The following is a 14,622-nucleotide window of genomic DNA, read 5'->3' on the forward strand; positions in this document are numbered from 1 at the left end:
CGGCAGGCGGATGAGGGGCAGCGCCGGCCGAACGCATTCTTGGGAGGAATTGCAGTGTCCGAAACAATCATTTCCGCCGATCTCGTCGCCAGCCGCAACGCCGCCCGCCGGCCCGACCTCGAGCGCGACTACGCCTCGCTCGGCGAACGTCTCGACCGCCGCGGCATCGCCATCGACGCGATCCGCGACAAGGTCGAGAAATTCGCCGTGGCGATCCCGTCCTGGGGCGTCGGCACCGGCGGCACGCGCTTTGCCCGCTTTCCCGGTCCCGGCGAGCCGCGTGACATCTTCGACAAGATCGAGGACTGCGCCGTCATTGCCCAGCTGACGCGGGCGACGCCGACGGTCTCGCTGCACATCCCGTGGGACAAGGCCGATCCGAACCGGCTGAAACAGGCGGCCTCGCGCTTCGGCCTCGGCTTCGACGCCATGAACTCCAACACCTTCTCCGACGCCAGGGACCAGAAGCTTTCCTACAAATTCGGCTCGCTCTCGCATGCCGATGCCGCCACGCGCCTGCAGGCGGTCGAGCACAATCTCGAATGCATCGAGATCGGCAAGACGCTGGGCTCCAAGGCGCTGACGGTGTGGATCGGCGACGGCTCCAACTTCCCCGGCCAGGTCAACTTCGCAAAAGTCTTCGAGCGCTATCTCGACGCCATGCGCGACATCTATGCCGGCCTGCCGGACGACTGGCGCCTGTTCACCGAGCACAAGATGTATGAGCCGGCCTTCTATTCGACGGTCGTGCAGGACTGGGGCACCAACTACATCATCGCCAGGGAACTCGGCGACAAGGCCTTCTGCCTGGTCGACCTCGGCCACCACGCGCCCAACGTCAACATCGAGATGATCGTGTCGCGGCTGATCCAGTTCGGCAAGCTGGGCGGCTTCCACTTCAACGATTCCAAATATGGCGACGACGACCTCGATGCCGGCTCGATCGATCCCTATCGGCTGTTCCTGGTCTTCAACGAGCTGGTCGATGCCGAGCTCTCGGGCGCCAAGGGCTTCAACCCGGCGCATATGCTCGACCAGAGCCACAACGTCACCGATCCGATCGAGAGCCTGATGCTGTCGGCGGTCGAGGTCCAGCGCGCATATGCGCAGGCGCTGCTGGTCGACCGCAAGGCGCTGGAAGGTTTTCAGGACGCCAATGATGCGCTGATGGCGACGCAGACGCTGAAAACCGCCTACCGGACGGATGTCGAGCCGATCCTCGCCATGGCGCGGCTGAGGACCGGTGGCGCTATCGATCCGGTCGCCGCCTACCGCGAAGCCGGTTACCGGGCGAAGGTAGCGGCTGAGCGGCCGGTGGTCGCAAGTGGCGGTGGCGGCATCGTCTGACAGGCAGATATCCGATTTGATCCGGGCCAGCGCCATTGGCGATGGACAGGTCCGCTGGCAGGGTCTTTCCTAGGCGCCCCAACGCCAGGAGCACCGCCATGCCCTTGAACCGTCGGACGCTGCTGGGCGTCACCCTTTCGCTTGCACTCACCCTCACGCCACCGATCACCGCTTTCGCCGCGTCGCCCGCTCCGGCCAAGGGCGAGCACGGCATGGTCGTCACAGAGCAGCATCTCGCCACCGAAGTCGGCGTCGACGTGCTGAAGAAAGGCGGCAACGCCGTCGATGCCGCTGTCGCGGTTGGCTATGCGCTGGCCGTCGTCTATCCCGAAGCCGGCAATATCGGCGGCGGCGGTTTCATGACCATCCGCCTCAAGGACGGCCGCACGACCTTCCTCGATTTCCGCGAGCGCGCGCCGCTCGCCGCCACCAGGACCATGTATCTCGACAAGGACGGCAAGCCGATCAAGGGCGCCAGTCTTGACGGCTATCTCGCCGTCGGCGTGCCCGGTTCCGTCGCCGGTTTCGAGATGGCGCGCGAGAAATACGGCACGCTCTCAAGACAGGATCTGATGGCGCCGGCAATCGCCTATGCCAAGGGCGGCTTCGTGCTCAACCAGGGCGACGCGGCTTCCTTCGCCAACAGTGCCGCACGGCTGGGGAAGGACCCGGCGGCGGCCGCCATCTTCCTGAAAGAGGACCGCAAGCCTTATGGCATCGGCGAGACGCTCGTTCAGCCGGACCTGGCCGCTTCATTGTCGGCGATCTCGCAAAAGGGGCCGGACGCCTTCTACAAGGGCGCCATTGCGGACGCCATCGTCAAGGCGAGCGGCGTCAAGGGCGGCATCCTCGCCAAGGGCGATTTCGAGCAATATGCGGTGCGAGAGCTGAAGCCGGTGACCTGTTCCTACCGCGGCTACGAGATCATCTCCTCGCCGCCGCCGAGCTCGGGCGGCGTCATCATCTGCGAAATTCTCAATGTGCTGGAAGGCTACCCGCTTTCTTATCTCGGCTCCGGGTCCGCAGAGACCGTCCATGTCATGGTCGAGGCCATGCGCCATGCCTATGTCGACCGCAACTCCGCGCTCGGCGACCCGGATTTCATCGACAATCCGGTCTCGAAACTGCTCGACAAGGGCTACGCCAAGGAAATCCGCGAAAAGATCGACCCGTTTCGCGCCGGAATCTCGAAGGAGCTGATGCCGAAGGGTTTTGGCGAGTCGAAGGAGACCACTCACTATTCGATCATCGACAGGGACGGCAACGCGGTTGCGGTCACCTACACGCTGAACGGCCCCTACGGCGCCGGTGTGGTCGCCGACGGCACCGGCATCCTGCTCAACAACGAGATGGACGATTTTACCCAGAAGCCGGGGGTGCCGAACCTCTACGGGCTGGTCCAGGGCGAGGCCAACGCCATCCAGCCGAAGAAGACGCCTCTATCCTCGATGAGCCCAACAATCCTCACCAGGGACGGCAAGCCCTTCATGGTCATCGGCAGCCCGGGCGGCTCGCGCATCATCACCATCACGCTGGAGGCTATCGTCAACGTCATCGACTTCGGCATGGACATCCAGGAAGCGATCGACGCGCCGCGCATCCATCATCAGTGGCTGCCGGACACGGTCTATGTCGAGCCTTTCGGGCTGTCGCCGGACACGGAGAAGCTGCTTGCCGGCATGGGCTACCATCTCGACCTGAGCGACGAGACCTGGGGCCGGGCCGCCGGCATTCTGGTCGGCGGCAAGAGCCTGGCGGAGATCGAGAAGGGCGGCGGCGCACGCTACAACGGCGCCATGGACAGCCGCGCGGCTGCCGGCGAGGCCCTGGGCTATTAAACCACCAACGTGATGGTCGAGGCAATCAGCATGACGGCGGCGATGGCGACGAACAGCGCGTAGATGCGAGGCCGGTCGAGCAATAGCGCATTGCCGGAAATCCAGGCCGCCGTGGCGCCGCCGAGCGCGAACAGGAAGCCGTTGCGGTGACCGAAGGACATCGAGGCGGCCATCAGCCCGCCGATGATCAGCGCGCCGAAGACGATGATGACGGCGACAGCGTATTTCTCGAAATCATTGCCGCCCCCCATGACCGGCCCAATCGCATTGAGATTGGGCAGGTCGTCCGGGTCGAAGGGGCTGGTCGAGCCGTATTCGTCTTGACCGAGGGATTCGCGCATCATTCGTTCTCCGCTGGGCGGCAACAAACCATCAACGCTTGCCGAGCGCAACCCGGCAACGCCATCGCCGCGATGCGTTCGCTGGCCGGCTGATGCCAACGTGCCACGGTTTGCCGGATAAGCTCAACGGCCAGGGGTTGGATCGGGTTCCACAGGCTTGATCTATCTGGAAAAATCGCTGCGCACGATGCCGTGCCGCTGCAGCTTGTCGTAGAAGGTCTTGCGCGGAATGCCGAGCGCCTCGATCGTGCGGCGGACGTCGCCGTCATTGCGACCAAGTGTCTCGCGGATGATCTCGGCCTCGTAGCGATCGAGCCGTTCCGGCAACGGCATCGCGGCGTCGTTCCCCATTGCCGCCGGGGAAGGCGTTTCGGCGACGTCCTCAAGTCCGAGCACGAAGCGTTCGGCGAAATGGGCGAGTTCGCGTACATTGCCCGGCCAGTCATGCTCCCTGAGATGGCGCTGGACCGCCGCCGACGTCGCCGGCACTGCGCGCCGGAAACGGGATGCGGCGCGCTCGGCGAAATAGCCGAACAGCAGCGGCACGTCGTCCCGCCGTTCGCGCAGCGGCGGAATGGAGAGCGTCACCACATTGAGCCGGTAATAAAGGTCCTCGCGGAAAGCGCCGCGCTGGCTGGCATCGCCGAGGTCGACCTTGGCCGCCGCGACGACGCGCAGGTCGACCGGCCGCACCTCATTGGTGCCGAGCGGCGTCACCTCGCGCATTTCGAGCACGCGCAGCATCTGCACCTGTGTCGCAGCCGGCATGCTTTCGATCTCGTCGAGGAACAGCGTGCCGCCGCTCGAATGCTCGATGCGGCCGACGCGCTTCTTCTGCGCGCCGGTGAAGGCGCCGGCTTCGTGTCCGAAGAGCTCGCTTTCGATGACCGTCTCCGGCAGCGTGCCGCAATTGAGCGCGACGAAATTGCCCTTGGCGCGGCGGCTCCAGCGATGCAGCAGGTTCGCCACCACCTCCTTGCCCGAGCCGGTCTCGCCGGTCACCAGCACGTCGACATCGGTGTCGGCGATCTGCCTCAGCGTGCGGCGCAGCCGCTCCATCGCCGGCGTCTGGCCGATCAGCGGCAAGCCCTCCTGCGCCTGCTCGGCCGCTTCGCGCAACGCGCGGTTTTCCATCACCAGCCGGCGTTTTTCGGCCGCGCGGGCAACGCTCTGCACCAGCCGGTCGGCGGCAAAAGGCTTGGTGATGAAGTCGTAGGCGCCGTCCTTGATCGCCTTGACGGCCATCGCGATATCGCCGTGCCCCGTGACCAGGATGACGGGGATATCAGGGTCGAGAGGCAAGACGCGGTCGAAAAGCTGCAGCCCGTCGATCTCCGGCATGCGGATGTCCGACACCACCACGCCGGCGAAATTCCTGTCGAGCGCCGCCAACGCCTCGCTTGCCACCGAATAGGCCGACACCGCAAAGCCGGCAAGCTCCAGCGTCTGCCTTGTCGCCTTGAGCAGGTCGTCGTCGTCATCGATCAGGATCACCGGTGCGGGATCGTTCGTGGTCATGCTGCGCCGGCTTTCGACAGGTGGATCGTGAAGCGTGTGCCCTGGTCGCTGCTCGAAACCTCGATGCGGCCGCCATAGTCGGCGACGATGTCCTTGGAGATGACGAGGCCGAGGCCCAGGCCCTTTTCCTTCGAGGTGTTGAAGGGCGTGAACAGCGACTTCAGGATCGCGGGCGGGATGCCCGGGCCGTTGTCGGACACGGTCAGCACCACGTCTTCTGCGGTTTCGGCGGCGGACACTTCGACCCGCGCGCCGTCGCGGCCTTCGAGCGCCTCCAGCGCGTTCTGGAAAAGGTTGATCAGCACCTGTTCCAGCCGCAGCCGGTTCCCCATTACATTGAGCGCCGGCGGCGGCAGCGTGATCGCCAGCGCATCCAGCCGGCCGGCGAAGCGGCTCCTGAGCAGCACCACGGCGCCCTCGATCACGCCGCGCAGCTCCACCGGTTCGGCGGCGGTGCGGCCCTTGCGGGCGAAGGCCTTCAGCTCCTCGGTGATCGAGCCGATGCGCTCGGTGAGCGCAGCGATCGCGCCGAGGTTCTCTTCGGCTGAGGCGCTCTGCTTGCGCTCCAGGAAGACGCGCGCATTGTCGGCATAGGCGCGGATCGTCGCCACCGGCTGGTTGATTTCATGCGCGACGCCGGCGGCGACCTGGCCAAGCGTGGCAAGCCGGTTGGCCTGCACCAGCTCCTGCTGCATCACCTGCAGCTTGGCCTCGGTGCTGCGATGATCGGCGATCTCGGCCTGCAGCCGGTCGCGCGCCAGACTGAGATCCTGCGTGCGCTCGACGACCCGGCGCTCCAGCTCGGCGCGCGCCGCCTGTTCCGCGGCAATCCGCATCTGGCCGGATTGCCGGCGCCACAACAGATAGGCGGCAAAGGCGATGAGAGGCACAAGGACGCCCAGCGCCAACAGCCGCATCTCGCGCTGTGCCGCCGCGATCGGTGCTTCGGCTGGAACGAGATAGTCGAGCCGCCACGGCGTCGACGGCACCGCGGTTGAAAGCCGCAGATACTCGGCTTCGCTGCTTCCAGGCGTGAGGGCATGAACCAGCGCGACGTCGCCGGAGAGCGCCTCCGGCCTCGTGATCGGCAAAGGCACCAGCGGCGCATCGCCGAATTGCTGGCTGGCGCGGATCTCGGCGAGCATCGGCCGGCTGAGCGGCTCCGTCGTCAGGAAGCGCCACGACGGCACGCTCGTGATCAGCACCACGCCATGCGCATCACTGACATAGGCCGGTCGGCTCGCCTCGTGCCAGTCGGCTTCGAGCTGGTCGAACTCCATCTTGACCACGACCACGCCGAGGGGCCCCGAGCCGCCGTCGACGCGCCGCGAGATGTAAAGCCCGGGACGTTTGCTAACGTTGCCGAGCGCGAAATATTCGGCGGTGCCGGTCTGCATCGCGCCTGAGAAATAGGCGCGGAAACTGTAGTCGCTGCCGACGAAGCTTTCCGGTTCGCGCCAGTTGCTGGAGGCGATCGCGAGACCGTCCGTGCCGGTGACGTAGAGCACCGAGGCCTTGGTGCCTGAAACCAGCCCTTCGAGCTTGCGGTTGAGCACGTCGATCGCGGCAGGGCTGCGCTCGCTCAGCGCGTCATGCACCTGCTGGTCCTCTGACAGGAGCAGCGGCAGCGCGCGCGGATTTTCCAGCACCGCCCGCAACAGCGCCACCTTGAGGTTGGCGTCCGTGCGTCCCTGCGTAGCCAAAGCCTCGATCTCGGTCGAGCGGCCATAGAGGCCGGCGCCGTAGAGCGCTGCCGCGATGATCGCCAGCGCCACCGCCGTAAATAGCAGCCAGGCGCGCCGCGCCCGCCCGGCAAGCAGTTCGGGCGTTAGGGCGAGAGCAGCGGCAGGGCGTTGCAGCATGCCGCATTTGTGCATGTTTTCGCACAAAGCACAATTCGACCTATGCGGATAACCGCACGAGAGCTGTCGAAGACACGTATCTCCTTTTCGGAAAAGCCAACGAAATCAGTGTTCAGGGACTGCGGATGCGATCTGGCACGCGTGTTGCAAATGCCTCCACAGCAGCCGCGAGGCTGCGGAGGTCAACAGCCCCCTGGGAGGTCGAGCGTCTCGATCGGGGGCCGAACGGAGGATATCATGCAGACAGCAATCGCTGCCGCCGAACCGCGCGGCAAGGTTCCCTTTTACCGGCATCTCTATGCGCAGGTCCTGGTGGCGATCGCCGCCGGCATCCTGCTTGGACATTTCTATCCCGATCTGGGCGCGTCGCTGAAACCGCTCGGGGACGCCTTCATCAAGCTGGTCAAGATGGTCATCGCGCCGGTGATCTTCCTCACCGTCGCGACCGGCATCGCGGGCGTCTCCGACCTGCACAAGGTTGGCCGCGTCGCCGGCAAGGCGATGATCTATTTCCTGGTCTTCTCGACATTGGCGCTGATCGTCGGCCTCGTCGTGTCGAACGTCATCCAGCCCGGGGCCGGCATGCACATCAATCCGGCGACACTCGATGCCTCGAAGGTCTCGACCTTCACAGAGAAGGCGCATGACACGACCATCGTCGGCTTCCTGATGAACATCATCCCCGACACCATCACCGGCGCTTTCGCGCAGGGCGACATCCTGCAGGTGCTGTTCTTCTCGGTGCTGTTCGGCATAGCGCTGGCGCTGGTCGGTGAGCGTGGCCGCCCCGTGGTCGATTTCCTGCAGGCGCTGACCTCGCCGATCTTCCGCCTCGTCGCCATCCTGATGAAGGCAGCTCCCATCGGCGCTTTCGGCGCCATGGCCTTCACCGTCGGCAAATACGGCATCGGCACGATCGCCAATCTCGCTTTCCTGATCGGCACCTTTTACCTGACGTCGCTGCTCTTCGTGCTCGTCGTTCTGGGCGCCGTGGCATGGTACAACGGCTTCTCCATCCTGGCGCTGATCCGCTACATCAAGGAAGAACTGCTGCTGGTGCTCGGCACCTCGTCGTCGGAAGCGGCGCTGCCCGGCCTGATGGCCAAGATGGAGCGCGCCGGCTGCAACCGCTCGGTGGTCGGCCTGGTCATCCCGACCGGCTATTCCTTCAATCTCGACGGCACCAACATCTACATGACGCTTGCAGCCCTGTTCATCGCCCAGGCGACCGACACGCCGCTCACCTTCGGCGACCAGATCCTGCTCCTGCTCGTCGCCATGCTGAGCTCGAAGGGCGCCGCCGGCATCACCGGCGCCGGCTTCATCACGCTGGCCGCCACGCTTTCGGTCGTGCCTTCGGTGCCGGTTGCCGGCATGGCGCTGATCCTCGGCGTCGACCGCTTCATGTCGGAATGCCGCGCGCTCACCAACTTCGTCGGCAATGCGGTGGCGACCATCGTCGTGGCGCGCTGGGAAGGCGAGCTCGACCAGAAGCAATTCGCCGCCGCCATGGCCGGCCAGTTGCCGGAGGAGGCCGACCTCGCGCTGTCGGGCGGGCTGCTGCCCGCGGAGTGACAGGCAACTTCAGGCATCCTCCTAAGCCTATGCAGGTCGCGGCAATCGCCGCGGCCTGTTCTTTTTGTCGGCCGCCGCATAGGCTGCGCGAGCCGGATTTCTCGGCGAAACATTCAGCCGAGAGGGCGGTCGATGAGCAGTGCTTTTCCCGAAATTTACGTGGTCCGCCATGGCGAGACCGAATGGAGCGCCTCGGGCAGGCACACCGGCCGCACCGACATCCCGTTGACCGCCAAAGGCGAGGACGCCGCGCGTGGCGTCGCCGACCGGCTCAAGGGCCTGGCCTTCCAGGCGGTCTGGTCGAGCCCCTCGCAGCGCGCCTTCGACACCTGCCGGCTCGCCGGCTTCGGCGAGCGCGCGGTCAAGAAACCGGACCTGCAGGAATGGGACTATGGTGCCTATGAAGGCGTGACGACCAAGGAAATCCTGTCGAAGCGCCCCGGCTGGCAATTGTTCCGCGACGGCTGCCCGAACGGCGAGACTGCGGCCGATGTCGGCGCCCGCGCCGACGCGATCATCGCCGGGCTGCGCGCGATTGCCGGCAACGTGCTCGTCTTCTCCAGCTCGCATTTCCTGCGTGTCTTCGCGGCGCGCTGGGTAGGCCTGCCGCCGGAGGGCGGCGAGCATTTCGTGCTCGACACCGCCAGCCTCAGCGTCGTCGGCTATGAGCACGACCTGACCGAGCCGGTCATCCGGCGGTGGAACCAGAAGTAGCGGCAGCTCAATAGCAGCCCAGGTGCCCTGGAGATTGGGCGAAACCCCTCAGCCTCGTCATTCTAGGGCGGAGCAAGGAGCGAAGCGACGCGGCGCAGACCCTAGAATCCATTCCGTTACCTATCCGCGTTACGGCGATTCAGAACGACCCCCGTCTTGCACCGTGTTAACCCTCGCGCGAGGTCACGGAATGGATCTTCGGGTCTATGCGTCCGCTTCGCTCTCGCTCTGCCCGTGGATGACGAAGTTCGGGGGCAGCAAGTATCGCCACCTCCTCGCTCGTCAAATGCCGCGCCTGACCCTTGGCAAGCTCGCCGAGCTGAAGACCGCCGATCGCGACGCGCACCAGCCTCAGCACCTCGATATCGAAAGCGCCAAGCAGCCTGCGGATCTGCCGGTTGCGGCCTTCGTCGAGCACGACCTCCAGCCAGGCCGTGCGGCCGCCGCTGCGCAGCAGCGTAATCGAGCTTGCCGTGAGCAACTCGCCATCGGCGACGGCGCCCTGGCGAAAGCGATCCAGCATTTCCTCGTCGGGCACGGCCGCGATCTGCACATGATAGGTCTTGGCGACATGCGAGGCGGGGTCGAGCAGGCCGTTCGCCCAGCGCGTGTCGTTGGTCATCAAAAGCAGGCCTTCGCTCGCCTTGTCGAGCCGGCCGACCGGCGACACGAACGGCAGGTCGAGCCCCTCCAGGCAGTCATAGACGGTGCCGCGGCCTTCCGGGTCGTCGCGGGTGGTGACCAGCCCGCGCGGCTTGTTGAGCATCAGATAGACCTTGCGCTCGGTAACGACGCGCTCGCCGTCGACGGTGATGCGGTCGCGGTCGGGATCGAAGCGTAGCAAGGCATCGCGCACCGTCTTGCCGTTTACCTGCACACGCCCCTCCGCGACGAGGCGCTCGGCCTGCGTGCGCGAGCAGAAGCCGAGTTTGGACAGCGCTCGGGCGAGGCTGACCTTTGGGGTTGCAGATCGTCGGTCGGGTCGGCGTGCCACTATCTTTGTCTTCGGACGTCTCAAAGCGCTGCAACCGATGCCACGCCTGGCGAGATCAGCGCAAGCTATCCGGCTCGCGTCGCCAATGTCACTCCTTCGGCGCGCTCAGCCGCCGGTAGGGGACGCCGTCGAATGTTGCCGTCACGAAGCTCTTGACCGACATCTTGCGCTTCCGCCCGTCGCTGCAGGCATAGAGCGGCCAGCCGGCTTCGCTGCATTCGCTGGCCGTGCAGATGCGGGCGACGCAGTTTCCCGTGGTCAGCCGGAAGCCGCCTTTGCCGACAAAGCCCTGCAGCAGGCTGCCGTCCGCCGAACGCCATGTCCGTTGCTGGAATTCTGGCCGCAGCTGGAGGGGTTCGAGCGGTGCGGCGAGATTGGCTGTGCCGGTGACGCCGGCGAGCAACAGACGATAGCGCGCCATGCCGGTCGTATAGGCGGTCAGCAGGTCGGATTCACCGGAGTAGGTCGTTGCCAGGTCGGAGCGGTCGAAAAGATGGGACAGCCGCTCGCCCGCTTCTGTCGGCCCTATCAGGGCTATAAGGGCGACAAAGGCCAGGCAAGCGCGCACCATCTCGATTTCCAGCAGCCATGCATATCCGGCGTGCCAGCGCCCCCGGCTGCCTTCCATACCATCCCGCCGATTGGCCTCAAGCGCAAGCTCAGCCGTGATTTCCCATCCGCGCCAGGCATCGGGCCTGGTCGCGCGGCCGGCCAAGCTCTTCGTAGCGGCTGGCAGCCTCTTCGAAGGCGGCGAGCGCGCGCACTTCCTTGTCCTGTGCCCGCCGCTGCACGCCGCGCGCCTCCCAAAGGGCTGCCGCCCAAGGGCCGCCTTGCCACATGCCGGCGATACGCTCGGCGTCGTTCAGGCGACGGTCGACCTGTTCCAACTCGCCAGCTTCGGCAAGCGCGATCGCCGAAGCGGTGCGCAGCGCCATCGAGCAGGGCTGGCAGGCGCCGGGCGTCAACAACCTGTCGCCGGCGAGGATCTCTTCCGCCACCATCTTCGGCGTCGATGCCGCCCGCACGGCCAGGGCCTGCATGCGCATGATGAGATGTGGCGAGAGCCATGAACGTTCGGCATCGGCGAGGCCGCGCTGGATCAGGCGGCTGGCGCGCCATTTCTGGCCCCGCTCCAGGGCGATCTCGGCCAGCCGCTCGATGGCCAACACGCGGCCGGCGACCGCATCCGCCGCGAGCAACAGCCGCTCTGCTTCGGTGAGGAACTGCTCGGCCCTGTCGAGCTCGCCTGAAAAGAGCGAAGCCTCACCCAGAAGCAGGCAGGCGAGGCCGCGTCCAGCGTTCGATTCCGCTTCCTCGGCGACGGCGAGCAGTTCCTGTGCCAGTCCCGCGACTTCGGCATGACCTTTGGCGCTGCACAGACAAAACTCGGAGAGGCAGAGATGCCCATCGAAGACATGTTGCACAAAGGCCGGCTTGGCGCGGACCCATTCGATGAATTCGGACCGGAACAGCTGCGGCCACTGGGCCTGCATCATCGATGCGATGCCCAGCAGCGCGCTCGCCTCGCCGACCTCGCGCGGCAGATCGGCGCCCAGCGCCAGATCGCGTGTCTGCCGGGCGATCTCGCTTGCCTTGTCGAACTCGCCGCTTTGCAGGTGCACCAGGCCCCAGGCCAGCGAGGTGCGGATGCGTTCCGAAGGGTTGACCGTCTCCGGTCCCGAAAGCGCCAGCGCCTTCTCGTAAAGCGCGATGGTCGCGGCACTCGGCCCGACGCCGAGCTCGGCATGCAGATTGTCGCGAAGCTGGTTGAATTGGCGGATCGCTTCCACGCGGTTGCCGGCATCGAGTGCTGCCTGCATCAGCGCGCATTGCGCCTGCTCGTCGGCCGGGTCGAGCGCGATCAGCCGCTGCCAGAGACCGCCGGCGCGCAACAGGTCGCTGTAGCGCTGCTGCAGCTGCGCGCGAGGAGCGTCCAGCCATTCGATGAACAGATCGTCGGGCAGGAGCCTGCCCCCGTAGAGGTCGGCGGCATGCGCGAAGGCCTTGCTGTCGCCACCTCGCAGGGCAGCCTTCGTGGCGATTTCGAAGCTCTCGGTGTCGATCGCCAGTTCGACATCCGCGGCGAGCGCCACAATATCGTTGCTCACGTCGATCAGGTCGTGGCTGCCCAGCGCGCGGCGCGCGAAATGGACGGCCTTGCGCAGGCTGGCGCCGGCGGCGTCGGGGTCCGTGTCTGGCCAGAAGGTCTCCATGATCTGCTCGCGGTGGGCGCGATGCCCAGGCCGTAAGGCAAGCAGCTTGACCAGCGCCGCGGCGCAGTCGCGACGCCACTCCGCCGCCGGGACCACCCGGTCATCGACGCTGACGGCGAACCCGCCGAGCAGGTGGATCGAAACGCGCATGCAGCACCGTCCGAAAGAACGAGCGTCGCCGCCGAAGCCGTCACCGGGCGGGTCGTCGTCGGGGAACGCTGGCGGAACATAGATTTCCTAATTTAGCCCCGCAATCGAATTCCAACCGGAAAGGAACACAACAATGTCACTCCGTATCGCAGACATCGCCCCTGATTTCACGGCCGACACCACAGAAGGTCCGATCTCCTTCCATGAATGGCTGGGCAAGGATTGGGGCATCCTTTTCTCGCATCCCAAGGACTACACGCCGGTCTGCACGACCGAGCTCGGCTATATGGCCCGTCTCAAGCCCGAATTCGACAAACGCGGCGTCAAGGTCATCGGCCTGTCCGTCGACCCGGTCGACAAGCATGCCGGCTGGGCGAAAGACATTGCCGAGACGCAGGGCATGGCGCCGAACTTCCCGATGATCGGCGACCCGACGCTGGCCGTCTCGCAGCTCTACGACATGTTGCCCGCCTCGGCCGGCAACAGCGCCGACGGCCGCACCGCCGCCGACAATCAGACGGTGCGCAATGTGTACGTCATCGGCCCGGACAAGAAGATCAAGCTGGTCATATCCTACCCGATGACGACGGGTCGCAACTTCGACGAGGTGCTGCGCGTGGTGGATTCCCTGCAGCTGACGGCGAAGCATCGCCTGGCGACGCCGGTCAACTGGAAGCCCGGCGACGACGTCATCATCGCGGGCTCGGTGTCGAATGATGAGGCCAAGCAGCTTTATCCGCAGGGCTGGAAGGAACCGAAGCCCTACATCCGCATCGTCCCTCAGCCTGTGCTGACCTGACAGGGCAGACGACCGCCTAAGGGCGGCGGATGCCGATGGCGAGGGCGTCTGAGAGAGCGCCCTCGCTGCCACTGAAAGGCAATGAACGAGTTCAATCCGGCGCCACGGCATGGCTATGGGGAACCGGGATGAGCACTGCAGGGAAACCACGCATCGTCGTTTTGGGAGCAGGTTTCGGCGGCCTGGAACTGACGACGCTGCTGTCCGAGGCGATGGGCGACGGCATCGACGTCACGCTAATCGACAAGAGCGACGCTTTCATATTCGGCTTTTCGAAGCTCGACGTGATGTTCGGCCTGAAGGCGCCGGAGGCGGTGCGCTTGCCATACAGCCGCTACGCCAAGCCGGGCGTACGCCTGCTGAAGCGCACCATCACCGCGATCGATCCGGAAAGGCGGCGAGTCACCACCGATGACGGCGTCTTCGATGCCGACTACCTGATCGTGGCGCTTGGCGCCGAATATGATTTCGACGCCACGCCCGGGCTGTCGGGAACCAACGAGTTCTATTCGGTTGCCGGTGCGGAGCGGCTGCGCGATGTGTTGCCCACCTTCAAAAAGGGCAGGGCGATGGTCGGTGTCTGCGGTGCGCCCTACAAATGCCCGCCGGCGCCAAGCGAATGCGTGCTGATGTTGCACGACTACCTGACGCGGCAGGGTGCGCGCGAGGCCTGCGAGATATCGCTGGTGCTGCCGCTCGGCAGCCCGGTACCGCCTTCGCCCGACACCTCGCGCGCACTGCTGGCGGCCTTCGCCGAGCGCGGCATCAAGTTCATCCCGAGCCGGCGAGTCGCCTCCGTCGACAATGCCCGCAACGTGGCGGTTCTCGACGATGGCGCCGAAATGCCGTTCGACCTTTTCCTCGGCGTCCCCAAACATCGCGTGCCGCCGGTGGTGCTGGAAAGCCGCATGGCGGAGAACGGCTGGATCCCGGTCAACCCGCGCACGCTCGAAACCAAGTATGAGAATGTCTACGCGGTCGGCGACGGCGCCAACACCGGGACGCCCAAGGCGGGCGTGTTCGCCGAAGGCGCGGCACGGGCGGTGGCCACCGCGCTGGTCGCAAAATTGCGCCAAAGCGGAAGCGGCACGCTCTACGACGGCTTCGGCACCTGCTACATCGAATTCGGTGGCGGCCGCATCGGCAAGGTCGAGGTCGATTTCTTCTCTGGCCCCGCGCCGACTGGCAACTACTACGAGCCTTCGGTGGCGCTGCGCGCCGACAAGGAGAAGTTCGGCTCAAGCCGGCGATCGCGATGGTTCGGTTCGTGA

Annotated in this window: 12 protein-coding genes; 6 read left to right on the top strand and 6 right to left on the bottom strand. The window is 65.7% G+C overall.

Annotated elements, in window-relative coordinates; all coding sequences use genetic code 11:
- Positions 1 to 54: 54 nt before the first annotated feature.
- Positions 55 to 1,347, top strand: coding sequence for an L-rhamnose catabolism isomerase (gene rhaI / locus DPM35_RS30335; RefSeq protein ID WP_112131174.1), 1,293 nt, complete (start codon positions 55 to 57; stop codon positions 1,345 to 1,347).
- A gap of 98 nt (positions 1,348 to 1,445) precedes the next feature.
- A complete protein-coding gene (gene ggt / locus DPM35_RS30340) occupies positions 1,446 to 3,185 on the top strand; it encodes a gamma-glutamyltransferase (protein WP_112131175.1) in 1,740 nt (579 codons plus the stop codon).
- Here the strand turns inward: ggt and DPM35_RS30345 are convergent.
- The 3 genes from DPM35_RS30345 to DPM35_RS30355 all read right to left on the bottom strand — a co-directional run bounded on the left by DPM35_RS30345 (position 3,182) and on the right by DPM35_RS30355 (position 6,906).
- On the bottom strand, positions 3,182 to 3,529 hold the full coding sequence (locus DPM35_RS30345) for a hypothetical protein (protein ID WP_245431718.1): 348 nt from the start codon (positions 3,527 to 3,529) through the stop codon (positions 3,182 to 3,184). The two genes, ggt and DPM35_RS30345, sit on opposite strands and share 4 nt — an antisense overlap.
- A 159-nt stretch (positions 3,530 to 3,688) precedes the next feature.
- Positions 3,689 to 5,044 (bottom strand): sigma-54-dependent transcriptional regulator, encoded by a 1,356-nt coding sequence (locus DPM35_RS30350; RefSeq protein WP_112131176.1) that lies wholly within the window; start codon positions 5,042 to 5,044, stop codon positions 3,689 to 3,691.
- A complete protein-coding gene (locus tag DPM35_RS30355; RefSeq protein ID WP_112131267.1) occupies positions 5,041 to 6,906 on the bottom strand; it encodes a sensor histidine kinase in 1,866 nt (621 codons plus the stop codon). The genes DPM35_RS30350 and DPM35_RS30355 overlap by 4 nt, the downstream gene beginning before the upstream one ends.
- Positions 6,907 to 7,143: 237 nt before the next feature.
- Between DPM35_RS30355 and DPM35_RS30360 the strand changes: the two genes are divergently transcribed.
- Together DPM35_RS30360 and DPM35_RS30365 are read left to right on the top strand one after the other, a co-directional pair.
- On the top strand, positions 7,144 to 8,481 hold the full coding sequence (locus tag DPM35_RS30360) for a dicarboxylate/amino acid:cation symporter (protein ID WP_112131177.1): 1,338 nt from the start codon (positions 7,144 to 7,146) through the stop codon (positions 8,479 to 8,481).
- Between the two features lie 132 nt (positions 8,482 to 8,613).
- Positions 8,614 to 9,195, top strand: a complete 582-nt coding sequence (locus DPM35_RS30365) for a histidine phosphatase family protein (RefSeq protein ID WP_112131178.1) — start codon at positions 8,614 to 8,616, stop codon at positions 9,193 to 9,195.
- 166 nt (positions 9,196 to 9,361) lie between these two features.
- Here DPM35_RS30365 and DPM35_RS30370 read toward each other — a convergent pair whose 3' ends face one another.
- The 3 genes from DPM35_RS30370 to DPM35_RS30380 form a co-directional block, all read right to left on the bottom strand.
- Positions 9,362 to 10,189: a pseudouridine synthase gene (locus tag DPM35_RS30370; RefSeq protein ID WP_245431719.1), complete on the bottom strand. Its 828-nt coding sequence runs from the start codon at positions 10,187 to 10,189 to the stop codon at positions 9,362 to 9,364.
- Positions 10,190 to 10,277: 88 nt separating this feature from the next.
- On the bottom strand, positions 10,278 to 10,904 hold the full coding sequence (locus DPM35_RS30375) for a hypothetical protein (protein ID WP_245431720.1): 627 nt from the start codon (positions 10,902 to 10,904) through the stop codon (positions 10,278 to 10,280).
- A complete protein-coding gene (locus DPM35_RS30380) occupies positions 10,849 to 12,552 on the bottom strand; it encodes an AfsR/SARP family transcriptional regulator (RefSeq protein WP_112131179.1) in 1,704 nt (567 codons plus the stop codon). Before DPM35_RS30380 ends, DPM35_RS30375 begins: the two co-directional genes overlap by 56 nt.
- A 133-nt stretch (positions 12,553 to 12,685) precedes the next feature.
- Between DPM35_RS30380 and DPM35_RS30385 the strand changes: the two genes are divergently transcribed.
- Together DPM35_RS30385 and DPM35_RS30390 are read left to right on the top strand one after the other, a co-directional pair.
- The gene (locus tag DPM35_RS30385) at positions 12,686 to 13,351 is read left to right on the top strand and encodes a peroxiredoxin (protein WP_112131180.1); all 666 of its coding nucleotides are present in this window, start codon (positions 12,686 to 12,688) and stop codon (positions 13,349 to 13,351) included.
- A 128-nt stretch (positions 13,352 to 13,479) separates the two neighbouring features.
- A complete protein-coding gene (locus DPM35_RS30390) occupies positions 13,480 to 14,622 on the top strand; it encodes an NAD(P)/FAD-dependent oxidoreductase (RefSeq protein WP_112131181.1) in 1,143 nt (380 codons plus the stop codon).

The sequence above is a fragment of the Mesorhizobium atlanticum genome (assembly GCF_003289965.1).
Taxonomy (GTDB): Bacteria; Pseudomonadota; Alphaproteobacteria; order Rhizobiales; family Rhizobiaceae; genus Mesorhizobium; species Mesorhizobium atlanticum.